This window comes from Polaromonas sp. (genome assembly GCF_029945895.1).
GTDB lineage: Bacteria > Pseudomonadota > Gammaproteobacteria > Burkholderiales > Burkholderiaceae_C > Polaromonas.
The window spans coordinates 60932-82827 of record NZ_JAQSDL010000107.1; the positions used below are offsets into that span (position 1 = coordinate 60932).

Sequence of the window (21896 nt, forward strand, 5' to 3'; positions counted from 1 at the left end):
ACCAAAAAAAGGCAGAAAACGCTGCGTGGCAGGAAGGTGGGGGCTGGCAGCTAATTACCAGAAGTTTCGATTTTCTCCCAGTTTGCGCGGGCGTGGCCGGCCGGGGAGCCATGTCCTGCGCGTCCCGGCCGGAGGGGAGATAATTTGCAGCAACCCTGCGCCCATGCAACCGCTCCGGTTCCGGGCCAAAAACACAAGGAATCCGTCATGAAAGCTGCCAGCGTCCTCGCCACCATCGGAAACACACCGCACATCCGGATCAACCGGCTTTTTGGTGCGGCCTGCCAGACTCACCAGATCTACATCAAATCGGAGCGCAGCAACCCCGGCGGCTCCATCAAGGACCGCATCGCGCTGTCCATGGTGGAGGCGGCCGAACAATCGGGCGCGCTGCAGCCTGGGGGCACCATCATCGAGCCGACCTCGGGCAACACCGGCGTGGGCCTGGCGATGGTGGCGGCCGTCAAGGGCTACACGCTGGTGCTGGTGATGCCGGACAGCATGAGCATCGAGCGACGCCGCCTGATGCTGGCCTACGGCGCCAGTTTCGAGCTCACGCCGCGCGAAAAAGGCATGAACGGCGCGATTGCCCGCGCCAAAGAGCTGGTGGCGCAGACACCGGGCGCGTGGATGCCGCAGCAGTTTGAAAACCCGGCCAACATCGAGGTGCATGTGCGCACCACGGCCGAGGAAATCCTGGCGGACTTTCCGCAGGGTGTGGACTACCTGATCACCGGGGTCGGCACCGGCGGCCACCTCAGCGGCGTGGCGCAGGTGCTCAAGGCCCGGTTTCCCAACACCAAGGTTTATGCGGTGGAGCCCTCGGCTTCGCCGGTCATCAGCGGCGGAAAACCCTCGCCGCACCCGATCCAGGGCATAGGCGCGGGCTTCATCCCGGCCAACCTTCATACCAGTCTGCTCGACGGCGTGATCCAGGTCGAAGGCGATGCCGCCAAGGACTATGCCCGCCGCAGCGCGACCGAAGAGGGCCTGCTGGTCGGCATTTCGTCAGGCGCCACGCTGGCGGCCATGGCGCAGAAACTGGCAGAGATTCCTGCCGGCAGCACGGTGCTGGGTTTCAACTACGACACCGGTGAGCGTTACCTGTCCATCGAGGGTTTTCTGCCGTGAACGAAGCCCCCAGCCCCTCGGCGGCGCTGCGCCTGCGGCCCGGCGAAGCCGGTTCCGCGGCCCAGGCTGGAAAAGAAAGGTGACGTGCCCATGAGTTCTGACAGCTCCGCGATTGCGCCGCGCGCGCTGCTGCTGGCCGCTTTCGACCAGTTGCTGCAGCCTGAGGGTTTCAAGGACTACGGACCGAACGGTCTGCAGGTCGAGGGCAAGGCGGAAGTGCGCAAGATCGTCTCTGGCGTCACCGCCAGCCTGGCGTTGATCGAAGCGGCGGTTGCCGCGCAGGCGGATGCGATTTTTGTGCACCATGGCCTGTTCTGGCGCGGCCAGGACGGCCGGGTCACCGGCTGGATGAAGCAGCGGCTGGCACTGCTGCTGGCACATGACATCAATCTCTACGCCTACCATTTGCCGCTCGACGCCCATCCCGAACTCGGCAACAACGCGCAGCTGGGCTTGCAGCTGGGGTTGAAGGCGGATCGCTGGTTTGGCGAGAACAAGCTGGGGTTCCTGGGCAGGCGCAGCGGCACCGAAGAAGGTTTTGCCAGCGCCGGCAGCCTGGCTGCTCATGTTGAAAATGCATTGAATCGGCCTGTCACCCTTGTCGGATGTGCGCCAACAGCTATTAAAAACATAGCGTGGTGCAGTGGCGGCGCGCAGGGCTACTTCGAGGACGCGATTGCCGCCGGGGCCGATGCCTTCATCACCGGCGAGATCTCCGAGCCACAGGCGCATTACGCCCGCGAGATGGGCGTGGCCTTCATTGCCTGCGGTCACCATGCGTCCGAGCGTTACGGCGCACCTGCGGTGGCGGCGCACGTGGCCGCGCAGTTCGGGCTGGCGCATGAGTTCATCGACATCGACAACCCGGCCTGAGAGGGGTGCGTGTTGTCAGGCCGGCGTCTTGCGTGGTCGGGCGCCATGGCCGTTGCGTGCGTGGTGCGGCCGCACCGAGCGCATGGCATGCCAGCTGACCCCAAGCTGGGCGTTTTCCACCGGCACGGCCTGACGGCTGATCTCGTCGAGCAGGGCGGCACGTGAGCGCATGCCGCGTGCCGCCACGGCCATCTCCTCGGCCTCGTGCAGCAGCTGGGCCACGTCCCGGCCCGCGCTGGTCAGATGGACCATGCCGACGCTGATGTCGGCGCTGATCCGCATGCGTTCGCCACTCAGCGCGGTGATCTCCAGCGGCCGCCGCAGGCTGGAGGCCACGCGCAATCCCATGGTGCGTATCCAGCCGGGCGAATGCAGGCTTTCGATCAGCACCACAAAACAGCGGTCGTAATACCGACCCGCGGGGTTGACGACGCCGGTGTGGCGCTGCATGCGCCGCGCCAGTTGCGCGTAAATCTCGTTGAGGCCGTGCTGGCCCACCTGGTCCAGCAGCCGTTCGGGCTCAAATACCCGCACCGCCATGATTGCGCCGTCGCGCCGGGTGCGCGCCAGCCGTCGCTGGGCGCGCAGGATTTTCTGCACCAGCACGACACTGCTGTAAAGCTGGGTGGTGGGGTCACGCCGCGACTGGCTGGCATGGCGGATTTCCAGGTCCTGGTGGTTGCGCAGCCACAGCGTCACGCCAATCACCGAGACGCTGAGCAGGCCGAGCAACGCCATGCCGGCCTGCAGCAGCACTGACGGCCGGCCAGTGTCGAGCGCCAGCCAGTACAGACCGAGTTGCAGTGGAAGGGTCAGCAGGCAGCCGGCAGCCAGCCCCCAGGCGAGCCGGTCGCCCTGCTGCGCCGCGCGCACGGCCAGCCACAAGGCCACCGACAGGCTCAGGATGGCCAGCGCCGCCGACGCCGGCAGTTGCCAGCCAGGCGCGAGCAGCAGGCACAGTGGCCCACCCGTCAGACACAGGATGCTGACACTGCGAAAACCCAGTTCGGTGAGCCGGTCGCGCCTGGCGGCGGCCAGCCACTGGCTCGCACCGTGCGTACCCAGGCCGCCGCACAGGGGCCCGATCAGCACCTGGGCCGTGCGCAGCCAGGACGCATCGGGGCGTGGCAGCAAGGTTGCCGCAAGACCGCTGAGCAGGAGGAAAAAAACCCAACAGGCCGTGAGGTAAATCAGGCTCTGCACACTGGCCCGGCTTCGGCTGAAGAGAGCATCTGCCGCGCCAAGCAGAACCACCAGACCCATTGACCCTGCGGCGGCGCTCCAGATGATGGTTTCGGCCGTGTTCATGCCCCTTCCTGGTGCGGCGCAGGGGCGCTGCAGAGCGTTTGCGCGAGAATACCGGCAGGATGCATGTCTTCGCTTTCCCTTGCTCAGTGGCCCTGTCGGCTACCCGTCCGTCAGGTGGGCCGACAAGCAGCTTGTGGACGCCGTGGTGCGCCCGGCAAACCATTATGAGACGAACAGACCACCAGGGGAAGACATGCACGAGCTGAGAAACCGGCCTCTGGCCATCACCATGGGCGATCCGGCCGGGATCGGGCCGGAAATCATTGCCAAGGCTTTTCGCGACGCGCCGGCCGAACTGGCCGGCTGCGTCGTGGTCGGTGATGTCGCCAGCTTGCGCCGCGCCGCGCAGCTGGTGGGTGGCGGCGCGGCTCTGGCATCGCCCGTGGCCCAACTCGACGCGGCCAGCCACTGGCAGGCGGTGCCGCCGCGCTGCATCCCGGTGCTACAAAAATGTGAGCTGTCTGCGCCCGTGCCGTTTGGGCGCATCAGTGCTTTGGCCGGCAAGGCGGCGGCGGACTGCATTGTCTGGGCGGCCCGCGCGACCCTGGCCGGCGAGTGTGCGGCCATGGTCACCGCGCCGATTCACAAGGAGGCGCTGGCCGCCGCCGGCCCGGCGTTTGCCCGCTTTCCGGGTCATACCGAACTGTTGCAGGCCGAAGCCGCGGCTTTTCTCGGCAAAGACGTGTCCGCGTTGCCAGTGCGCATGATGCTGGCCAACGACGAACTCAAGACCGTGCTGGTCAGCATCCATCTGTCCCTGCGCGAGGCGATAGCCGCCGTCACCTTCGACAACGTGCTGCAGACCCTGCGCATCACGCACCAGGCGGTACGCAGCGCTTCGGGCAGCAGGGCACGTATCGCGGTAGCCGGCCTCAACCCGCATGCGGGCGAGGGCGGCCTGTTCGGCCGCGAAGAGATGGACATCATCGCGCCGGCGATCGCCAGGGCCCGCGAAGAGGGGCTGGATGTGAGTGGCCCCTTCGCGCCCGACACTGTGTTCATGAGAGCCCGCGCCCCGGCCGGGCAGGGCGGCGAGTTCGACGTGGTGGTGGCGATGTACCACGACCAGGGCCTGATCCCGGTCAAGTACCTCGGGGTGGAGCACGGCGTCAATGTCACGCTGGGCCTGCCGCTGGTGCGCACCAGCCCCGACCACGGCACGGCTTTCGACATCGCCGGCAGCGGCAGGGCCGACGCGTCCAGCCTGCTGGCGGCCATTCGCATGGCGCGCCAGCTGGCCGCCTGAATCGCCCGGTTAAGTGTCAAAAGGGTCACCAGCCCTTGTGTGGCAAGCGCAATCAGCTATCAAATAAATAGCAACTGTTCGGTGTTTACAAGCGGGGGCCGCGCGTCCGGCTTTGCCGGCGCGCAGGCGCCGCCCCTGAGGGGGAGGGCCGTTACACAAAGTGAGCGGCCAACGGGGGGAGCCTATTTTTTCAAGCTGTCCCGGATCTCGCGCAGCAGCACCACGTCTTCGGACGGGGCGGCGGGCGCCGCCGGCGCGGCCGGGGTTTCCTTCTTCAGGCGATTGATCTGCCTGATCATCAGGAAGATGATGAGCGCCAGGATGGCGAAGTTGACCGCCACCGTGATGAAATTGCCATAGGCAAACACCGGAACGCCGGCTTTTTTCAGCGCGTCCAGCGTCATGGCCGTCCCCGCAGGCACGTTGCCCAGGACCACAAAAAGATTCGAGAAGTCGAGCTTGCCAATCACCGCGCCGACCAGCGGCAGGATCAGGTCGCTGACCACCGAGTCCACAATCTTGGCGAATGCGGCCCCTATGATCACGCCCACGGCCAGATCAATGACATTGCCCTTAACGGCGAATTCCTTGAATTCCTTCATCATTCCCATGGTGTGCTCCTGGTGTGTTTGGTCGACGCACGTTATTGTGCCCGTGCGGCGAGGCCGGGGCCTGACGCCGCAGCGTCGGACGCTGCCAACGCTGCTGTCTCGCCGATGTCGCAGCCGCGCTGTCGGAATGGATCTCGCAGCTTGAAAATGCCATTCGCGCTCCGTTACAATCCCGGGTTGACCCCAATAAGCCCTCTTTCAAGTTTTTCAAGCCCTGTTCTTGTAGGACATCCATGACCCAAGCAAGCCTTAACGTGCCGCCCGGCGCACCGATTGACAAAGACAAAAGAAACTGGATCGTGACCACCTGCGCCGTCGGTGGTGCCGGCGTGGCCGCTGTCGCGGTGCCCTTCGTCAGCACCTTCCAGCCTTCCGAGCGTGCCAAAGCCGCCGGTGCAGCTGTCGAGGTGGATATCTCGGCCCTGAAGCCGGGCGAGAAGCTCACGGTGGAATGGCGCGGCAAGCCGGTGTGGATTGTCAGGCGCACGCCAGAGCAACTGGCAGAACTGCCCAAGCTCGATGCCGAACTGGCTGATCCGAAGTCGCTGCGAAAACCCGGGGAACTCACGCCGGAGTACGCGCGCAATGAACACCGCTCGATCAAACCCGAATTCCTGGTGGCCGTCGGCATCTGCACTCACCTGGGTTGCTCGCCCAGCGACAAGTTCCAGCCGGGGGCCCAGCCCTCGCTGCCCAATGACTGGGCAGGGGGTTTCCTGTGCCCTTGCCACGGCTCGACCTTCGACATGGCTGGCCGCGTCTTCAAGAACAAGCCCGCGCCGGACAACCTTGAAGTGCCACCCCACATGTACCTGTCAGACGCCAAGCTGCTGATTGGCGAGGACAAAAAAGCCTGAAGCTTTGCTGGACAACCCGCAGGCGCCGCGACGCCCGCCAAGTCCCCCATCGAGTAGCAAATAGGACCCCTTATGGCTGAATTCAAAGAAATTTCCCCCGAAGCGCCGGCTGCTGCCAAGCTGATGAACTGGGTCGACAACCGCTTCCCGGCGAGCAAGCTCTACAAAGAGCACATGAGCGAATACTACGCACCGAAGAACTTCAACTTCTGGTACGTGTTCGGCTCGCTGGCCCTGCTGGTTCTGGTCATCCAGATCGTCACCGGCATTTTCCTGACCATGCATTACAAGCCCGATGCCGCACTGGCGTTTGGCTCGGTCGAATACATCATGCGCGACGTGCCCTGGGGCTGGCTGATCCGCTACATGCACTCGACAGGCGCGTCGGCATTTTTTGTTGTGGTCTACCTGCACATGTTCCGCGGCCTGCTCTACGGCAGCTACCGCAAGCCGCGCGAGCTGATCTGGATTTTCGGCTGCGCGATTTTCCTGGCACTGATGGCCGAGGCCTTCATGGGCTACCTGCTGCCATGGGGCCAGATGAGCTACTGGGGCGCCCAGGTGATCGTCAACCTGTTTGCCGCCATTCCCTTCATCGGGCCTGATCTGGCCCTGCTGATACGCGGCGACTACGTGGTCGGTGACGCCACGCTGAACCGCTTCTTTGCCTTTCACGTGATTGCCGTGCCGCTGGTACTGCTGGGCCTGGTAGTGGCGCACCTGATTGCGCTGCACGAAGTCGGCTCCAACAACCCTGACGGTGTGGAAATCAAGAAGCACAAGGATGCAAGCGGCAAGCCGCTCGATGGCATTCCTTTCCATCCTTACTACACGGTGCACGACATCTTTGCCGTCAGCGTGTTCCTGATGATCTTCTCGGCCATCATCTTCTTTGCGCCCGAGGCGGGCGGTTATTTCCTCGAGTACAACAACTTCATCCCAGCCGATTCGCTGAAGACGCCGCTGCATATCGCCCCGGTCTGGTACTTCACGCCCTACTACTCGATGCTGCGCGCCATCACCAGCGAAATGATGTACGCCCTGATTGCCTGCGTGCTGGCGGGAGCGGTGCTGGGTGTACTCAAGGCCAAAATAGCCGGTCTGTTCAAGGCCATCATCGTGGGCGCAGCCGTCGTGCTGATTGCCGCGATGCTGATGATCGACGCCAAGTTCTGGGGCGTGGTTGTCATGGGCGGCGCGGTCATCATCCTGTTTTTCCTGCCCTGGCTGGACAACAGTGCAGCCAAGTCGATCCGTTACCGGCCCACCTGGCACGCGTGGCTGTACGGCATTTTTGTCGTCAACTTCCTGGTCCTCGGTTATCTGGGCATCAATCCGCCCTCGGTGATCAACGAGCGCGTCTCGCAGGTTGGAACGCTGTTCTATTTCGGCTTCTTCCTGTTGATGCCCTGGTGGAGCCGCCTGGGTACTTTCCGGCCGGTGCCTGAACGCGTGACTTTTGCTGCCCATTGAGCGGAGATCCTGACATGATGAAAACACTCAAAAAAATCGCTCTGGGCCTGGCGGCTGTGCTTGCGCTTTCCGTGACCACTGTGTCTGCGGCCACCACCGGCATAGCCTGGGACAAGGCGCCCAACAAGACCAACGACCTGGGCGCCCTGCAAAACGGTGCCAAGCTGTTCGTCAACTACTGCCTGAACTGCCACTCGGCCGCGTTCATGCGCTACAACCGCCTGAAGGACATCGGCCTGACCGAGCAGCAGATCAAGGACAACCTGCTGTTTCCCACTGACAAGGTGGGCGAGACCATGAAGGCCTCGATCGACCCCAAGCAGGCCAAGGACTGGTTTGGCGGCAATCCGCCTGACCTGACCGTGATCGCCCGTTCACGCGCCGGCCATGGCGGCAGCGGTGCGGACTACCTCTACACCTACATGCGCACTTTCTACCGCGATGGCACCACCGCCACCGGCTGGAACAACCTGGCGTTCCCCACTGTGGCCATGCCGCATGTGCTGTGGGAACTGTCCGGCGAGCGCAAGCCGCTGTATGAGGAAAAGGAAGAACACGGCCACAAGGTGGCGGTCTTCAAGGGCTGGCAGCAAGTGACACCTGGCACCATGACGAACCTGCAGTACGACCAGGCCATGGGCGACCTGGTTGGCTACCTGCAGTGGATGGCCGAGCCTGCACAGAATACCCGCGTCAGGGTGGGTGCCTGGGTGCTGCTGTTTCTGCTGGGTCTGACGTTTGTTGCCTGGCGCCTGAACGCGGCATTCTGGAAAGACATCAAGTAATTTTTTTCGCCGGGGCTGGCTCCCCGGCACCTTCTGGAGTGGATGCCTTCAACGGTTCCACTCCTTTGCATTTAGGAGTTCCGAGCCATGATGGTCCTTTATTCAGGCACGACCTGCCCGTTTTCGCATCGCTGCCGTTTTGTGCTGTTTGAAAAAGGCATGGACTTCGAAATCCGCGATGTTGACCTGTACAACAAGCCCGAAGACATCAATGTGATGAACCCCTACGGCCAGGTACCCATCCTGGTCGAGCGCGACCTGATTCTGTACGAGTCGAACATCATCAATGAGTACATTGATGAGCGATTCCCGCATCCGCAGCTGATGCCTGGCGATCCGGTCGACCGTGCACGGGTTCGCCTGTTCCTGCTCAACTTCGAAAAAGAACTGTTTGTGCATGTCAGCACGCTGGAAGCACGCGCCTCCAAAGGCAATGAAAAGGCGCTCGAGAAGGCCCGCTCGCATATCCGTGACCGCCTCACTCAGCTGGCACCCGTGTTTCTGAAGAACAAGTTCATGCTGGGCGACAACTTCTCCATGCTCGACGTGGCGATCGCCCCGCTGCTCTGGCGCCTGGACTATTACGACATTGATCTGTCGAAAAATGCCGCGCCCCTGCTCAAATATGCCGAGCGCATTTTCTCGCGTCCGGCCTACATCGAGGCGCTGACCCCTTCCGAGAAGGTCATGAGGAAATAATGGCCCCCACGCTCGCCACTGCGTGTGCTTCGCTGCCCCCCGGGGGGGCGCTGCGCCTGCGGCCCGGCGAAGCCGGTTCCGCGGCCCCGGCTGGTAAAGAGTGCATTGCTGCACATATCGCCCTGGCCCGGATCTCGCGTGGCTGATTTCATGAATGCCCTGGACTCCACCTCGACGCGTCCGTACCTGATACGCGCGCTGTACGACTGGTGCACGGACAACGGGCTCACGCCTTATGTCGCGGTGGCCGTGGACGAAACGGTGCAGGTGCCCAGGGAATACGTCAAGAACAACGAGATCGTGCTCAATATCAGTTTTGATGCCACGAGTTCGCTCAAACTGGGCAATGACTTCATCGAGTTCAAGGCGCGTTTTGCGGGGAGTGCCCGCGAAATCATGGTACCGATTGGCCGTGTGATTGCCATTTATGCCCGGGAAAATGGCCAGGGAATGGCGTTTCCACTGGCGACAGGGCCATCGGCGGAAGTTTCTCCGTCACCGGTTCAGGCAGAAGCGCAGCCTGCCCCAGCCGAGGCGGACCCGTCTGCAGCGACAGAAGCGAAGATCGTACAATTGGTGCCAGCCAACAACATTTCTTCGGCGCGCGACGATGATCCGGAACCGCCCGAACCACCCAAGCCGCAGCAGGGCACGCGCCCTTCACTCAAGCGCGTCAAGTAAAATAGAGTTTGTGCCGCTTTAGCTCAGTTGGTAGAGCAACCGCCTTGTAAGCGGTAGGTCGTCAGTTCGAATCCGACAAGCGGCACCATTTCCCTCCATCCTGTCTCGGCCAGCTGCCGGTGGACAACGTTAACTCCTCATTTGATAGCAGTCTGGCTGCGGCAGACTGGCCTTGGCAGTGTGCAGGTCAGAGTGGCTACTACTTTCTGCTGATTAGTATCTTCAAGCGAATTGAGGTAACCTTCCAACCTTTGTCGATCAGTCGGGACTGGATCAGGGGCAGCAACTGGCGCACTTTCGCTGCAGCGGCATTGCTGCTGACCAGCAGGCACCATGCCCCGTCTTCGATAGGCCCGGCCTGAATCGCGGGGCGCAGGGCTTCGGGAATCAGGGACTCCACAGCCTTGAGCCTGTCGCTGGATTCCTGTACAAGCCCGGCCAGACGCGCCAGCGATGGCGAGTTCTCGACAGCTTGGCTGAAAGTGACTGCCTGGTGAAGACGGGGGCTGGAGTTCAAGGTGATCAGGCTCTGATGGTGTGAAGGAGACGAACACGTGCATTTGATTATCACGGATGCCTGGATGGCGCAAAGCCGTGCCATTTATCTGAGTGGGACCAAGCTGGTGGTGGCGGGTTTTGTCGCGGCATTGGCATTGATGCTGGTGGCTGCGGGTATGTACCACTGGGTTTTCCTCAAGGGTGCGCGTGAGGGGTGGCCGGTGATCGGTGCCCTCGTCAAACTGGTGGTCAAGGACGAGTTCGAACAGCGGGACCGCTTCATGCGGGAAAACCTCGACGCCATGGCCAAACGCCTGGGCGAAATGCAGGCCAAGATGATGCAGCTCGAATCGCTCGGTGAGCGGGTGTCAGGGCTGGCAGGTGTCAACCCCAGCGAGATCAGGGCCCAGCCCGGGCGCGGCGGTGCATTGGTGGAAGGGCGGTCGCTGAGCATGGAAGAGTTGCAGGCGACCCTGGCCGACCTCGACAGGTTGACGGACCAGCGCGTGGATCTCATGACCGTGATGGAATCCAGGCTGTTTGACCAGAAGATCAAGAAAATGATGGTGCCCACCCAGCAGCCGGTCGCGGGCGGCGTGCTGGGGTCGGCCTTCGGTTGGCGCATCGATCCGCTGAACGGGCGCTCCGCCTTGCACACCGGGCTGGATTTTCCAGCCGAACCCGGCACGACGATCCTCGCCGCAGCGGGGGGCGTGGTGGTCACGCAGGAATACCACCCGGCGTACGGCAACATGGTCGAAATAGACCATGGCAACGACCTGGTGTCCCGCTATGGTCATGCCTCCCGGGTAATGGTCAAAAAGGGCGATCTGGTCAGACGGGGCCAGAAAATAGCCGAGGTGGGCACGACCGGGCGCTCAACCGGGCCGCACCTGCATTTTGAAGTGCTGGTGCAGGGGGTGTTCCAGGATCCCCAGAAATTCCTCATGGCAGGCCAGAAACTGCCCACACCGGTGGCGCTCGCCACGGTCCCGCCGGCCCCGGGGCCGACCGTCCAGACCGTCCGGCCGAAGTAAGGGCCGGGCAGAGGTAAAATCTGCGCTTCGCGCGCAGTTGAAACCAGCTGGCAGCGCCCACACCTAAGTCGATACTCAATAAGGATTTCGGCCGCACTGCCCGCTCATGGGAGCTGTCAGCGCGGCCTCGCATTTATGGCTTCCAATATCCTGACCAAAATTTTCGGCAGCCGCAACGACCGCCTGCTCAAAACCTACCGTAAATCCATCGAGAAAATCAATGCGCTGGAAGCACCGCTGGAAGCCCTCAATGATGAGCAGTTGCGCGCCAAGACCCGCGAATTCATAGACCGCGTGGCCGGGGGTGAAACTCTTGATGACATCCTCCCCGAAGCTTTTGCCGTGGTCCGGGAAGGCAGCAAGCGTGTCATGAAGATGCGCCACTTCGACGTGCAGATGCTGGGCGGCATGGCGCTGCACAGCGGCAAGATTTCCGAGATGGGAACCGGCGAAGGCAAAACCCTGACGGCGACGCTGCCGGTCTACCTCAATGCGCTGACCGGCAAGGGCGTGCATGTGGTGACCGTCAACGACTACCTCGCCAACCGCGATGCCCGCTGGATGGGCAAGCTCTACAACTTCCTGGGCCTGACGGTCGGCATCAACCTGCCGAACATGCAGCGCCCCGAGAAGCAGGAGGCCTACCGCGCGGACATCACCTACGGCACCAACAACGAATTCGGTTTCGACTACCTGCGCGACAACATGGTCTACGAAGTGGCCGATCGCGTTCAACGCGGACTGAACTTCGCGATCGTTGACGAGGTGGACTCGATCCTGATCGACGAAGCCCGCACGCCGCTGATCATCAGCGGTCAGGCCGAAGACCATACCGCCATGTATCTGGCCATCAACAAGGTCGTTCCCCTCTTGAGCCGCCAGGAAGGCGAGGCCGACCCGCGCACCGGGGAGGGCATCATCAAGCCCGGTGACTTCACGCTCGATGAAAAGACCCACCAGGTGTTCCTGACGGAGCAGGGCCATGAAAATGCAGAACGCATCCTGTTCAGCCTGGGCCTGATTCCCGAAGGCGCCACCCTGTACGACCCGGCGAACATTTCGCTGATGCACCACCTGTACGCAGCCCTGCGTGCCAACCATCTCTATCACCGCGACCAGCATTATGTGGTGCAGGACGGCGAGATCGTGATCGTCGACGAATTCACCGGCCGCCTGATGTCGGGCCGGCGCTGGAGTGAAGGCCTGCACCAGGCCGTCGAGGCGAAAGAAGGCGTGGAAATCCAGGCCGAGAACCAGACCCTGGCATCGATCACCTTCCAGAACTACTTCCGCCTGTACGGCAAGCTGGCCGGCATGACCGGCACCGCCGACACCGAGGCCTACGAGTTCCAGGAAATCTACGGACTCGAGACCACCGTGATTCCGCCGAACCGCCCGAGCCGGCGCGAAGACCAGCTCGACCGCGTGTACAAGACCACGCGTGAAAAATACGAGGCGGCGATCAAGGACATCCGCGAATGCCACGAACGCGGCCAGCCGGTGCTGGTGGGCACCACGTCGATTGAGAACTCGGAAATCATCGACCAGTTGCTGGACAAGGAAAAGCTGCCGCATCAGGTGCTCAATGCCAAGCAGCACGCGCGTGAAGCCGACATCGTGGCCCAGGCCGGCCGCCCCGGCATGATCACGATCGCCACCAACATGGCCGGTCGTGGCACGGACATCGTGCTCGGCGGCAACGTGGAGAAACTGGTCGATGCGGTCGAGGCGGACGAGTCGCTGGACGATGGAGCCAAGGCGGTGGAAATCGCCCGCCTGCGGGCCCAATGGACGCAGGACCACGAGCAGGTCAAGGCACTCGGCGGTCTGCGCATCATCGCGACCGAGCGGCACGAGTCCCGCCGCATCGACAACCAGCTGCGCGGCCGCTCGGGCCGACAAGGTGACCCCGGCTCCTCGCGTTTTTACCTGAGCCTGGATGACACGCTGATGCGCATTTTTGCCGGCGACCGGGTCCGCGCGATCATGGAGCGGCTCAAGATGCCGGACGGCGAGGCCATTGAGGCCGGCATCGTGACGCGCAGCATCGAGTCTGCCCAGCGCAAGGTGGAGGCACGCAACTTCGACATCCGCAAGCAGCTGCTGGAATACGACGATGTGGCCAACGACCAGCGCAAGGTGATTTACCAGCAGCGCAACGACATCATGGACGCGGCCAGCCTGGAAGGGCAGATAACCTCCCTGCGCGAGGGTTGCTTTACCGACTTGGTGCGCCAGTACATCCCCGCCGAAAGCGTGGAAGAGCAGTGGGACATTCCCGGTCTGGAGAAGGTGCTGCGCGATGAATGGCAGATTGAGCTGTCCCTGCACGACGAGGTGCAAGCCGCAACGGCCATCACCGACGAGGACCTGCTGGAAAAGGTGATTGCCGCCGCCAATGCCGCCTTTGCCGACAAGGTCGAGAAAATCGGCGCGGAAAACTTCACCCAGTTCGAGCGCATCGTGCTGCTGCAGAGCATTGACTCGCACTGGCGTGAGCACCTGAGCTCGCTCGACTACCTGCGCCAGGGCATCCACCTGCGTGGTTACGCCCAGAAGCAGCCCAAGCAGGAGTACAAACGCGAGGCCTTCGAGCTGTTTGGCCAGCTGCTTGACAGCGTGAAAAACGAAGTCACCAAACTTCTCATGACGGTCCAGGTCCAGTCGGGCGAGCAGCTCGGCCAGGCTGCCGAGGAAATGGAAGACCGCGCGGAGAGGATCGCCAACGTGACCTACACGGCGCCGACCGAAACCGGCGAAGTGGAAACCACGGTGGACGAGGAATCGCTGCGCTACAAGCAGGCCTTGCCGGCCGGCGCGGTACCACGCGTGGGCCGCAACGACCCGTGCCCATGCGGTTCGGGGAAAAAATACAAACTCTGCCACGGCAAACTCAACTGAGTTACGTCCGTCGGCCTGCTTCTGGAGTCAAGACAAGATGCCCGTGAACCTCATTGCCACGCCTGCCGACCAGCTCCATCCCGTGCCCGGCGTGCGCTGGGGCATTGCCGAGGCGCGCATACGCAAGGCCGGCCGCAAGGACCTGTCGGTGCTCCTGCTCGATGAAGGCGCCTCGGTGGGTGCGGTGTTCACGCAAAACCGCTTCTGCGCCGCGCCAGTGCAGATTTGCCGCGAGCACCTCGCCAGAAACGGTGGCAATAGCCTGGGCATACGCGCGATGCTGATCAACACCGGCAATGCCAATGCGGGCACCGGTGCGGACGGCCTGAGCCGGGCGCACGCCAGCTGCATTGCGCTGGCGCGCGAGCTCAATGTCGCGCCGGAGCAGATCCTGCCCTTTTCAACCGGCGTGATCATGGAGCCGCTGCCCCATGAGCGCATCGCCGCGGGTCTGCCAGCTGCACTGGCCGATGCCCAAGCCGACAACTGGGGCAGGGCCGCCGAGGCCATCATGACCACGGATACCGTGGCCAAGGCCTTCTCCATGCAGCTCATGTTGGCGGGGGCACTGGTGACTGTCACCGGGATTAGCAAAGGCGCCGGCATGATTCGTCCTAACATGGCGACCATGCTGGGCTTTATGGCGACTGATGCCTGTGTGTCGCAGTCCGTGATGGCACAGCTTGCAAAAGAACTCGCTGAAGGTTCGTTTAACCGTGTCACGATAGACGGCGACACGTCTACCAACGATTCTTTCGTGGTGATTGCGACAAACAAGGCCGAGCATCGCGAAATTACCTCTCTAGACAGTGACGAAGGTTTTGTTCTGCGGGCCGCGATGTTGCGGATCGCCAAGCTGCTCGCTCAGGCCATCGTGCGCGATGGCGAAGGTGCGACCAAGTTCATCACCGTACAGGTGGAAGGTGGCAAGACCGCGGCAGAATGCCGCCTCGTGGCCTATGCGATTGCCCATTCGCCGCTGGTCAAGACGGCATTTTTTGCCAGCGACCCCAACCTCGGCCGCATTCTGGCGGCGGTCGGTTATGCCGGCATCGCCGATCTGGATCAGACAAAAATTGATCTGTACCTGGACGATGTGCTGGTGGCCCAAAACGGCGGCCGGCATCCGGGCTATGTCGAGGCCGACGGCCAGCGGGTGATGAAACAAAGCGAAATCACCGTGCGCGTGGTACTGGGCCGCGGCCAGGCAACCGACACGGTGTGGACCTGCGACCTGTCCTACGACTACGTCAAGATCAACGCAGATTACCGCAGCTGATTGCTGCCGCCACCGACATGAACGAGCAATTTGAACGCCTGATGGCGCGTGCGGAATCCTTGCTGGCGCGCATTGAATCCGTGTTGCCGCAACCGCTGTCCGCACCCGACTGGAGCCAGGCGATCGCCTGGCGCTACCGCAAGCGCAGCTCCGGCCACGGATCGCTGGAGCCGGTGCGCCACATCGGCAACATGAGCTTGGGGGACCTCAAGGAAATCGAGGAGCAGAAGGAAAAGATCCGGCGCAACACCGAGCAGTTCGTGCTCGGCAAGCCTGCCAACAACGTGTTGCTCACCGGCGCCCGCGGCACCGGCAAATCCTCGCTGATCAAGGCCTGCCTCAACGCCTATTCGGCGCGCGGCCTGCGCCTGATCGAGGTCGACAAGACCGACCTGACCGACCTGCCCGACATCGTCGACGTGGTCTCCGGCCTGAGCGAAAAATTCATCGTGTTCTGCGACGACCTGAGTTTTGAGGAAGGCGAGCCGGGCTACAAGGCGCTCAAGTCCATCCTCGACGGCTCCATCGCCGCTGCCACGCCGAATGTGCTGATTTACGCGACCAGCAACCGGCGCCACCTGCTGCCCGAGTACATGACGGAAAACCTCACCTACTCCCGCAGCGAGGACGGGGAGGTGCATCCCGGCGAGGTGGTGGAGGAAAAGATTTCCTTGTCTGAACGCTTCGGCCTGTGGGTCAGCTTCTACCCGTTCAGCCAGGACGAATACCTGACCATCGTCGCGCAGTGGCTCTCGTCGTTTGGCATTGGCCCGGACGCCATCACCGCGGCCAAACCTGCGTCGCTGGTCTGGGCGCTGGAGCGCGGCTCGCGCAGCGGCCGCGTGGCCTACCAGTTCGCCCGCGACTACGCCGGCCGTGAAAGCGACAGCCGGCCCGTGTCGGCACCGGCCATCGCCGCGTACGAGCGGCCCGGTGCCGTGGCTGCGGCGTCCGACTCCGGCGACCAGGCAGCTGACCACGCGACATGAATGTGCTGGTCGCCGATGGCGAGCGCCCGCGCGAGGGCGGCGCTGACCGTCAGGTGGTCGATGTCGCGGTCGGTGTGTTGCTGCGGCCGGACGGTGACTTCCTGTTGACCTCGCGCCCGCCAGGCAAAGTCTATGAGGGCTACTGGGAATTTCCCGGCGGCAAGCTGGAGGCCGGCGAGACGGTGGAGCAGGCCCTGCGCCGTGAACTGCAGGAAGAAATCAACATCACGATTGGCGCGGTCCAGCCCTGGAAGGTCGAACTGGTCGATTACCCGCACGCGTTGGTGCGGCTGAACTTCTGCAAAGTCTTCGACTGGACGGGCGAACTGCACATGCGCGAAGGCCAGTTGTTTGCCTGGCAGCGCCTGCCGGTGGAGGTCAAGCCGGTGTTGCCGGGCACGCTGCCGGTGCTGTCCTGGTTCGCAGCCGAACGCCGCTTTGCCGGTGTGACGACACTCGCTGCCGGTTGACCGGCTGGTGCACAGGCGGCATTGAGGTGCTCTCTTATTGGTAGCTACCGGCGCTTACGGGGTAAAGGCTGGCGGCACTTTTCCCTTGATATTTCGACTTGCCACCGGGTGGTCCGCTTCAAGCCGTGAATTCCCACTGTTTTCTCGCACCGAGCACCGCATCCGGGTAGGCCGCCTTGCCGCGTGAACCGTTGTAGCGGCCCAGGCCCAGGAACAGGTCGCCTTTCTCCCGGTCCAGGTAGTGCCGCAGGATCACGCAGCCAAAGCGCAGGTTGGTCTGCATGTGAAACAGCTTTCCGGCATCACCGTCGCCAATGACACGGGTCCAGAAAGGCATGACCTGCATGTAACCCCGGGCGCCGACACGGCTGACCGCAAACTTGCGGAAGTTGCTTTCCACCTGGATCAGGCCCAGCACCAGCGCCACGTCCAGGCCGGCGCGTTTGCTTTCGTACCAGACCGTTTGCAGGAATTCCTTGCGGATCTGCCATTCCGGCTTTTTTTTCCTGAGCCGGTCGCTCATGGCACCCAGCCAGCGCAGGTAGGCGATGCGGCTTTCGGTGTCGCGAAACTCGGGCACTGGTGGCGCCTGGCTGGCAATGGCCGAACTCAGTGCCGTGCGAACCGAGTCGATCAGGGGCTCTTCGATCTGTGCGCCGGCCCACAGCTGCTCCGAAAACAGGAGCGCTCCCCCCAGAACGGAAAAGGACTCCAGGCACTTTCTTCTTGAAAGTCCGGCAACCGGCGGGGGGGCTGCTGCAGCGGGACTCTGTGGCGATATAAAGAAGTTGGACAGCCTCATTGCGCTCAGAGGGCCAGTTTTTCCTTGAGGAAGTTGAAGGCGCCTGCAAGGTCGATCTTGCTCGATGCGGCGTCACGGCGGTGCTGGTATTCCAGCTGGCCATCTTTCAGGCCGCGGTCGCCGATAGTGACTCGGTGCGGCACCCCGATCAGCTCCCAGTCGGCAAACATGGCCCCAGGCCGTTCGCCCCGATCGTCCAGGATCACGTCAACGCCAGCCGCGACCAGTTCGTCATGAAGCTTCTCCGCCGCCGCTTTCACCTCGGGGAAACGGTCGGGGCTGATGGGGCAGAGCACCACGGTAAAAGGCGCAATCGCGTCCGGCCAGATGATGCCGCGTTCGTCGTGGTTCTGCTCGATCGCCGCCGCCGGCAGGCGCGTGATGCCGATGCCGTAGCAGCCCATTTCGAGGAACTGCGGCTTGCCGTTTTCGTCGAGAAAGGTGGCGTTCATCGCCTGGCTGTATTTGGTGCCGAGGTAAAACACATGGCCCACTTCGATGCCGCGTTCAATCGCCAGCACGCCCTTTCCGTCGGGAGAGGCGTCACCCGCGACGACGTTGCGCAGGTCGGCGATCAGATCGGGCTCGGGCAGGTCGCGACCCCAGTTGACGCCGGTGATGTGAAAGTCCGGCTCGTTGGCGCCGCAGACCCAGTCGGCCAGGGCGGCCACCTCGCGGTCCACGGCCAGCTTGACCGGCTTCTTCATGTTCAGTGGGCCGAGGTAACCCGGCTTGCAGCCGAAGTGGTCCTCGATTTCCGTCACCGTGGCAAAGCGGAAGCCGGCCAGGCCAGCCACCTTGCCAACCTTGACCTCGTTCATGTCGTGGTCGCCGCGAAGCAGCAGCAGCCAGACCTGGGTTTTGTGGACCTTGCCGGTCTCATCGAGTTCGTCCGTCGCCAGCACCAGGGACTTGACGGTCGACTGCAGCGGGATGGACAGCAGTTCAGCCACATCGCCGCAGGTCGCCTTGCCTGGCGTTGCCGTTTTTGTCATGACCTGCGTAGCCGCCTTGCGTTGGCCGTGGGGCGCCAGCGCTTCGGCCTTTTCCATGTTGGCGGCGTAGTCGCTGTCAGGGCAGTAGACGATGGCATCTTCACCGGTGGCGGCAATCACCTGGAACTCTTCACTGAGGTCGCCGCCAATCGCGCCGCTGTCGGCCGCGACGGCGCGGTAGGTCAGGCCGAAGCGGTCGAAAATCCGGCGGTAAGCCTGCGCCATGACCTGGTAACTGGCCTTGGCGGCGGTCTGGTCGCGGTCAAAGCTGTAGGCGTCCTTCATGATGAACTCGCGCCCGCGCATCAGGCCAAAGCGTGGCCGGCGTTCGTCGCGGAATTTGGTCTGGATCTGGTACAGATTCCTGGGCAGCTGCTTGTAACTCTTGATGTCCTGGCGCATCACGTCGGTGATGACTTCCTCGCTGGTCGGCTGCACCACGAAATCGCGGCCATGGCGGTCCTTGATCCGCAGCAGTTCCGGCCCCATGGAGGCAAACCGGCCGGTTTCCTGCCAGAGCTCGGCCGGCTGGATCACCGGCATGCTCAATTCAACGGCGCCGGCGCGGTTCATTTCTTCGCGGACGATGGCTTCCACCTTGTGGATCACGCGCAGGCCCATGGGCATGTAGTTGTAGATGCCGGCGCCCAGTTTCTTGATCATGCCGGCGCGCATCATCAGCTGGTGGCTGACCACCTCTGCATCGGCGGGCGCTTCCTTGAGGGTGGAAATGAAGAACTGGGAGGCTTTCATGGACGGATTTTCCGGGCTTCGTGAGGTTTTTGGGACGGCGGCCCCGGGGTGCGCTTGGCTCTGAGCATTCTGCTGTGCATAATGGACTCAGTTTAAAAAATTTGAGGTTTGATTATGCTTGACCGGGACGGCTTTCGGCCCAACGTCGGCATCATCTTGCTCAACCAGAGAAGTCAGGTATTTTGGGGCAAGCGTATCCGTACCCACTCGTGGCAGTTCCCGCAGGGTGGCATTGACCGGGGCGAAAATCCCGAGCAGGCCATGTTCCGCGAACTGCACGAAGAAGTGGGGCTGATGCCGCAACATGTGCAGGTGCTTGCCCGGACCCGGGACTGGTTGCGCTATGAGGTGCCTGACCGGTTTATCCGCCGCGATGCGCGCGGACATTACAAAGGCCAGAAACAGATCTGGTTTCTCCTGCAACTGGTCGGCCACGACTGGGACCTGAATCTGCGCGCCACCGACCATCCGGAGTTCGACGCCTGGCGCTGGAATGATTATTGGGTTCCACTGGACGTCGTCGTGGAATTCAAGCGTGGTGTTTATGAAATGGCGTTGACCGAGCTGTCGCGGTTCGTGCCGCGTTTTGACAACCGCTTCGAGCCACGGCCCGACCACCGGAACCGCTATTTGCGTGGTGGCTTGCGCCACCGCGATCCGGCCGACGCCGGCCCGGTGGATCAGGGGATTCACGGGCTGCGTGGTGCCGGTTTGCCCGGGGCATCTTTCGAGTTGCCTCCCGGCGCAACCTTTGAGCCCGATCCCCAGACCAGCCTGATGGCGGCCTCCAGAAAAGACAAACATGACATTTAAATCATGGAGTGCGGCATGTTTGCTGGGCCTTTGCCTGGCGGCCTGGGCGCAGCCCAATATCAATACCGATCCCCTCGACTGGAAAGAAGGCGAGGTGCCGGCGCCACCGGCTTTTGAGACGCGAAAACTCCTGACTTTTGAAGTCCCGGGCTCCTCGCTGGTCTTTGGCGTTGATCCGGCCACCCTGCGCATCTCGGAAGACGGGATTGTCCGCTACGTGATGGTTGCCAGCAGCGCCGGCGGTGCGCGCAATGTGTTTTATGAAGGCCTGCGCTGCGTCAGCGGAGAGCTCAAGACCTATGCCCGCTACACCCCGGAAGGGGCCTGGGTCAAGGTGGACAAACCGGAGTGGCGCTCGCTTTTCGGCAGCCCTTCGACTCGCCACGCGCTGGAGCTGGCCAAGGCCGGGGCCTGCAACAACTCGGCACCCCCGACCTCGGTCGAGGAAATGGTCCGACAGATCAAAACCTTGGGATTCAGGCCGTAAGCACCAGGTTGGTCCGGTGAACCATTTCAGCTTCACCGGTGTAACCGAGCAGTTTTTCGAATTCTGAAGAGGGTTTTCGACAGATCAGCCGGGCCTCGGCGCTGGAGTAGTTGGCCAGCCCGCGGGCGACTTCGGCACCGTTGCCGTCGCGGATGGCGATCACGTCGCCCCGGGAAAACTCGCCCTGCACAGTGGTCATGCCGATGGGCAGCAGGCTTTTGCCCTCGTCGCGTACCTTGACGGCCGCGCCGGCGTCCACCGTCACGGCGCCTCGCAACTGCAGATGGTCGGCGATCCATTGCTTGCGGGCCTGGTTCTTTCCTGTCGGGGCAACCAGCAGCGTGCCAATGGCTTCGCCCTGTGTCAGGCGGATCAAGGCATTCGGTTCCCGGCCCCAGGCAATCACGGTGGAGGCGCCGGACCCGGCCGCGCGTTTGGCCGCGAGGATTTTCGTGATCATGCCGCCCTTGCCGATGCTGGAGCCCGCGCCGCCCGCCATGGCTTCCAGCGCCGGGTCACCGGCTTGCGCCTCATGGACAAAACGCGCCGAGGCATCCTTGCGCGGGTCGGCGGTGTACAGGCCTTTCTGGTCGGTCAGAATGATCAGTGCATCAGCATCGACCAGGTTGGCCACCAGGGCGCCCAGGGTGTCGTTGTCGCCGAACTTGATTTCATCGTTGACCACGGTGTCGTTTTCATTGATCACCGGAACCACGCCGAGCTGGAGCAAGGTCAGCAGGGTGGAGCGGGCATTGAGATAACGTTCGCGATCGGCCAGGTCGGCATGGGTGAGCAGCACCTGCGCACTGCCAACGCCGTTTTCGCGAAGCTGGCTTTCATACACCTGCACCAGGCCCATCTGGCCCACGGCGGCAGCGGCCTGGAGTTCATGGATGGCCTTGGGACGCGTGGCCCAGCCCAGCCGTTTCATGCCCTCGGCAATGGCGCCGCTGCTGACCATGATGACTTCACGGCCACTTTTGACCAGCACGGCGAGTTGCTGGCACCACTGCCCGATTGCCAGCGCGTCCAGCCCCCGGCCTTCGTCGGTGACCAGGCTGGAGCCAACCTTGACGACGATGCGTCTGGCGTTGAGGAGGACGGTGGACGCTGTTTTTTCCTGCATGTTCAGGGTATTTTAGGGCTCCAGCCCTTGGTGGCCGGACGCGAGTAGCTACTTTTTCTGTAGCACAGCAAAAAGGCGGCGC

General features: G+C 62.8%; 21 protein-coding genes and 1 tRNA gene. 16 read left to right on the forward strand and 6 right to left on the reverse strand.

Annotated features, from left to right (window positions below):
* Positions 1-207: 207 nt before the first annotated feature.
* Together cysK and PSV33_RS16685 are read left to right on the forward strand one after the other, a co-directional pair.
* Positions 208-1131, forward strand: a complete 924-nt coding sequence (gene cysK, locus PSV33_RS16680; protein WP_300563395.1) for a cysteine synthase A — start codon at positions 208-210, stop codon at positions 1129-1131.
* Positions 1132-1221: 90 nt separating this feature from the next.
* Positions 1222-2004, forward strand: coding sequence for a Nif3-like dinuclear metal center hexameric protein (locus tag PSV33_RS16685; RefSeq protein WP_300563396.1), 783 nt, complete (start codon positions 1222-1224; stop codon positions 2002-2004).
* A gap of 15 nt (positions 2005-2019) precedes the next feature.
* Here the strand turns inward: PSV33_RS16685 and PSV33_RS16690 are convergent, their stop codons facing one another.
* Positions 2020-3312 carry a GGDEF domain-containing protein gene (locus tag PSV33_RS16690; RefSeq protein ID WP_300563397.1) on the reverse strand — a complete coding sequence of 431 codons (1293 nt, stop codon included), beginning with the start codon at positions 3310-3312 and terminating at the stop codon, positions 2020-2022.
* A gap of 193 nt (positions 3313-3505) precedes the next feature.
* On the opposite strand from PSV33_RS16690, the gene pdxA reads away from it, so the two are divergent.
* Positions 3506-4558, forward strand: a complete 1053-nt coding sequence (gene pdxA, locus PSV33_RS16695) for a 4-hydroxythreonine-4-phosphate dehydrogenase PdxA (RefSeq protein ID WP_300563398.1) — start codon at positions 3506-3508, stop codon at positions 4556-4558.
* A gap of 182 nt (positions 4559-4740) precedes the next feature.
* On the opposite strand, the gene mscL is transcribed toward pdxA, so the two are convergent.
* Positions 4741-5169 carry a large conductance mechanosensitive channel protein MscL gene (gene mscL / locus PSV33_RS16700; protein ID WP_300563399.1) on the reverse strand — a complete coding sequence of 143 codons (429 nt, stop codon included), beginning with the start codon at positions 5167-5169 and terminating at the stop codon, positions 4741-4743.
* 233 nt (positions 5170-5402) lie between these two features.
* Between mscL and petA the strand changes: the two genes are divergently transcribed.
* From petA to PSV33_RS16730, 6 genes are all read left to right on the forward strand, one after another.
* Positions 5403-6026, forward strand: coding sequence for a ubiquinol-cytochrome c reductase iron-sulfur subunit (gene petA / locus PSV33_RS16705; RefSeq protein ID WP_300563400.1), 624 nt, complete (start codon positions 5403-5405; stop codon positions 6024-6026).
* A 72-nt stretch (positions 6027-6098) separates the two neighbouring features.
* Complete coding sequence (locus PSV33_RS16710) at positions 6099-7499, forward strand: cytochrome bc complex cytochrome b subunit (protein ID WP_300563401.1); 1401 nt, start codon at positions 6099-6101, stop codon at positions 7497-7499.
* Positions 7500-7516: 17 nt separating this feature from the next.
* Positions 7517-8284, forward strand: a complete 768-nt coding sequence (locus PSV33_RS16715; RefSeq protein WP_300563482.1) for a cytochrome c1 — start codon at positions 7517-7519, stop codon at positions 8282-8284.
* An 87-nt stretch (positions 8285-8371) separates the two neighbouring features.
* Positions 8372-8983 carry a glutathione S-transferase N-terminal domain-containing protein gene (locus PSV33_RS16720; RefSeq protein WP_096667159.1) on the forward strand — a complete coding sequence of 204 codons (612 nt, stop codon included), beginning with the start codon at positions 8372-8374 and terminating at the stop codon, positions 8981-8983.
* Positions 8984-9133: 150 nt separating this feature from the next.
* On the forward strand, positions 9134-9664 hold the full coding sequence (locus PSV33_RS16725; RefSeq protein ID WP_300563402.1) for a ClpXP protease specificity-enhancing factor: 531 nt from the start codon (positions 9134-9136) through the stop codon (positions 9662-9664).
* Between the two features lie 12 nt (positions 9665-9676).
* Positions 9677-9752: transfer RNA gene (locus PSV33_RS16730), tRNA-Thr, on the forward strand.
* Between the two features lie 111 nt (positions 9753-9863).
* Here PSV33_RS16730 and PSV33_RS16735 read toward each other — a convergent pair.
* Positions 9864-10181 carry a hypothetical protein gene (locus tag PSV33_RS16735; protein WP_300563403.1) on the reverse strand — a complete coding sequence of 106 codons (318 nt, stop codon included), beginning with the start codon at positions 10179-10181 and terminating at the stop codon, positions 9864-9866.
* Positions 10182-10218: 37 nt separating this feature from the next.
* On the opposite strand from PSV33_RS16735, the gene PSV33_RS16740 reads away from it, so the two are divergent.
* From PSV33_RS16740 to PSV33_RS16760, 5 genes are all read left to right on the forward strand, one after another.
* Positions 10219-11199 carry a M23 family metallopeptidase gene (locus tag PSV33_RS16740; protein WP_300563404.1) on the forward strand — a complete coding sequence of 327 codons (981 nt, stop codon included), beginning with the start codon at positions 10219-10221 and terminating at the stop codon, positions 11197-11199.
* Positions 11200-11334: 135 nt separating this feature from the next.
* Positions 11335-14100, forward strand: a complete 2766-nt coding sequence (secA, locus tag PSV33_RS16745) for a preprotein translocase subunit SecA (RefSeq protein WP_300563405.1) — start codon at positions 11335-11337, stop codon at positions 14098-14100.
* A gap of 37 nt (positions 14101-14137) precedes the next feature.
* Positions 14138-15379, forward strand: a complete 1242-nt coding sequence (gene argJ / locus PSV33_RS16750; RefSeq protein WP_300563406.1) for a bifunctional glutamate N-acetyltransferase/amino-acid acetyltransferase ArgJ — start codon at positions 14138-14140, stop codon at positions 15377-15379.
* A gap of 17 nt (positions 15380-15396) precedes the next feature.
* Entirely contained in the window at positions 15397-16368 is a 972-nt protein-coding gene (locus PSV33_RS16755; RefSeq protein ID WP_300563407.1) for an ATP-binding protein, read from the forward strand.
* On the forward strand, positions 16365-16838 hold the full coding sequence (locus PSV33_RS16760; protein WP_300563408.1) for an NUDIX domain-containing protein: 474 nt from the start codon (positions 16365-16367) through the stop codon (positions 16836-16838). Before PSV33_RS16755 ends, PSV33_RS16760 begins: the two co-directional genes overlap by 4 nt.
* Before the next feature lie 118 nt (positions 16839-16956).
* On the opposite strand, the gene PSV33_RS16765 is transcribed toward PSV33_RS16760, so the two are convergent.
* Together PSV33_RS16765 and PSV33_RS16770 are read right to left on the reverse strand one after the other, a co-directional pair.
* Positions 16957-17553, reverse strand: coding sequence for a lytic transglycosylase domain-containing protein (locus tag PSV33_RS16765; protein ID WP_300563484.1), 597 nt, complete (start codon positions 17551-17553; stop codon positions 16957-16959).
* Positions 17554-17645: 92 nt separating this feature from the next.
* Complete coding sequence (locus tag PSV33_RS16770) at positions 17646-19388, reverse strand: proline--tRNA ligase (protein ID WP_300563409.1); 1743 nt, start codon at positions 19386-19388, stop codon at positions 17646-17648.
* Between the two features lie 114 nt (positions 19389-19502).
* Here PSV33_RS16770 and PSV33_RS16775 point away from each other — a divergent pair, with 114 nt between their 5' ends.
* Positions 19503-20201 carry an RNA pyrophosphohydrolase gene (locus tag PSV33_RS16775; RefSeq protein ID WP_300563486.1) on the forward strand — a complete coding sequence of 233 codons (699 nt, stop codon included), beginning with the start codon at positions 19503-19505 and terminating at the stop codon, positions 20199-20201.
* Positions 20191-20688, forward strand: a complete 498-nt coding sequence (locus PSV33_RS16780) for a CNP1-like family protein (protein WP_300563410.1) — start codon at positions 20191-20193, stop codon at positions 20686-20688. Before PSV33_RS16775 ends, PSV33_RS16780 begins: the two co-directional genes overlap by 11 nt.
* Here PSV33_RS16780 and proB read toward each other — a convergent pair.
* The gene (proB, locus tag PSV33_RS16785; protein ID WP_300563411.1) at positions 20678-21814 is read right to left on the reverse strand and encodes a glutamate 5-kinase; all 1137 of its coding nucleotides are present in this window, start codon (positions 21812-21814) and stop codon (positions 20678-20680) included. The two genes, PSV33_RS16780 and proB, sit on opposite strands and share 11 nt — an antisense overlap.
* Between the last annotated feature and the right edge of the window lie 82 nt (positions 21815-21896).

Coding starts and splice junctions, on each gene's coding strand:
- cysK (WP_300563395.1), top strand. CDS start 208: ATGAAAGCTGCCAGCGTCCTCGCCACCATCGGAAACACACCGCACATC.
- PSV33_RS16685 (WP_300563396.1), top strand. CDS start 1,222: ATGAGTTCTGACAGCTCCGCGATTGCGCCGCGCGCGCTGCTGCTGGCC.
- PSV33_RS16690 (WP_300563397.1), bottom strand. CDS start 3,312: ATGAACACGGCCGAAACCATCATCTGGAGCGCCGCCGCAGGGTCAATG.
- pdxA (WP_300563398.1), top strand. CDS start 3,506: ATGCACGAGCTGAGAAACCGGCCTCTGGCCATCACCATGGGCGATCCG.
- mscL (WP_300563399.1), bottom strand. CDS start 5,169: ATGGGAATGATGAAGGAATTCAAGGAATTCGCCGTTAAGGGCAATGTC.
- petA (WP_300563400.1), top strand. CDS start 5,403: ATGACCCAAGCAAGCCTTAACGTGCCGCCCGGCGCACCGATTGACAAA.
- PSV33_RS16710 (WP_300563401.1), top strand. CDS start 6,099: ATGGCTGAATTCAAAGAAATTTCCCCCGAAGCGCCGGCTGCTGCCAAG.
- PSV33_RS16715 (WP_300563482.1), top strand. CDS start 7,517: ATGAAAACACTCAAAAAAATCGCTCTGGGCCTGGCGGCTGTGCTTGCG.
- PSV33_RS16720 (WP_096667159.1), top strand. CDS start 8,372: ATGATGGTCCTTTATTCAGGCACGACCTGCCCGTTTTCGCATCGCTGC.
- PSV33_RS16725 (WP_300563402.1), top strand. CDS start 9,134: ATGAATGCCCTGGACTCCACCTCGACGCGTCCGTACCTGATACGCGCG.
- secA (WP_300563405.1), top strand. CDS start 11,335: ATGGCTTCCAATATCCTGACCAAAATTTTCGGCAGCCGCAACGACCGC.
- argJ (WP_300563406.1), top strand. CDS start 14,138: ATGCCCGTGAACCTCATTGCCACGCCTGCCGACCAGCTCCATCCCGTG.
- PSV33_RS16755 (WP_300563407.1), top strand. CDS start 15,397: ATGAACGAGCAATTTGAACGCCTGATGGCGCGTGCGGAATCCTTGCTG.
- PSV33_RS16760 (WP_300563408.1), top strand. CDS start 16,365: ATGAATGTGCTGGTCGCCGATGGCGAGCGCCCGCGCGAGGGCGGCGCT.
- PSV33_RS16770 (WP_300563409.1), bottom strand. CDS start 19,388: ATGAAAGCCTCCCAGTTCTTCATTTCCACCCTCAAGGAAGCGCCCGCC.
- PSV33_RS16775 (WP_300563486.1), top strand. CDS start 19,503: ATGCTTGACCGGGACGGCTTTCGGCCCAACGTCGGCATCATCTTGCTC.
- PSV33_RS16780 (WP_300563410.1), top strand. CDS start 20,191: ATGACATTTAAATCATGGAGTGCGGCATGTTTGCTGGGCCTTTGCCTG.
- proB (WP_300563411.1), bottom strand. CDS start 21,814: ATGCAGGAAAAAACAGCGTCCACCGTCCTCCTCAACGCCAGACGCATC.